2 protein-coding genes are annotated in these 907 nt (G+C 64.1%); both read right to left on the bottom strand.

What is annotated here, in order from left to right:
- The coding region (locus EOA28_RS37080; protein ID WP_189342415.1) for a sarcosine oxidase subunit delta at positions 1–79 on the bottom strand (79 nt) is incomplete at its 3' end.
- Between the two features lie 71 nt (positions 80–150).
- A partial coding sequence (locus tag EOA28_RS37085) for an FAD-dependent oxidoreductase (RefSeq protein WP_128315906.1) occupies positions 151–907 on the bottom strand: 757 nt, incomplete at its 5' end.

A 907-nucleotide genomic window follows, 5' to 3' on the forward strand; every position in this document is an offset into this window, starting at 1 on the left:
GCCGCTGACGGTTGCCGTCGCCCTGATAGGTGAATTCGATGACATCGCGCGGCCCGCAATAGGGACAGGTGATCAGCATTTTCTTGTATCTTCTTGTTCAACCATGATCTTTTCCAAAAACCGGTTCCCTTTTTTTGGGATCATGGTTCCCTAGTGCAGCCGCGGGTTCGCGCCCTGGCCTTTGTCGTCGATGATCAAGCCGCGATAGAAGCGGTCGAGCGTGAAGGGCGCGTTGAACTCGTGCGGCTCGTCCTTGGCGATGGTATAGGCAAAGCACCAGCCCGAGGCGGGCGTCGCCTTGAAGCCGCCGTAGCACCAGCCGCAATTGAGATACATGCCCGGCAACGGGCCGGTGGTGATGATCGGCGAGCCGTCCATCGTCATGTCGCACAGCCCGCCCCAGGAACGCAGCATGCGCACCCGGGCGAGACCCGGGAACAGCGCCAGCATCTCGCTCATCACCTCATCGACGATCGGCAGGCTGCCGCGCTGGGCGTAGCTGTTGTAGCCGTCGAGGTCGCCGCCATAGACGAGGCCGCCCTTGTCGGACTGCGAAATGTAGAAGTGGCCCATGCCGAACGTGAGAACGGTATCGATGACCGGCTTCAGCGATTCCGAGACGAAGGCCTGCAGCACATGGCTTTCGATCGGCATGTGCGAAATGCCGGCAAGCTGCATGACGTGACCGGTGCTGCCGGCAACGGCAAGTGCGACCTTCTTGGCGCGGATTTCGCCACGCGTCGTCGAAACGCCGGTGACGCGGCCGCCGTCGCGCAGGAAGCCGGTGACCTCGCAATTCTCGATGACGTCGACGCCGCGGCGGTCGGCGCCGCGCGCATAGCCCCAGGCGACCGCGTCGTGCCGGGCCGTGCCGGCCCGCGGCTGCATCAGCCCGCCAAGCACCGGG

The sequence above is a fragment of the Mesorhizobium sp. M2A.F.Ca.ET.067.02.1.1 genome (genome assembly GCF_004023285.1).
Taxonomy (GTDB): domain Bacteria; phylum Pseudomonadota; class Alphaproteobacteria; order Rhizobiales; family Rhizobiaceae; genus Mesorhizobium.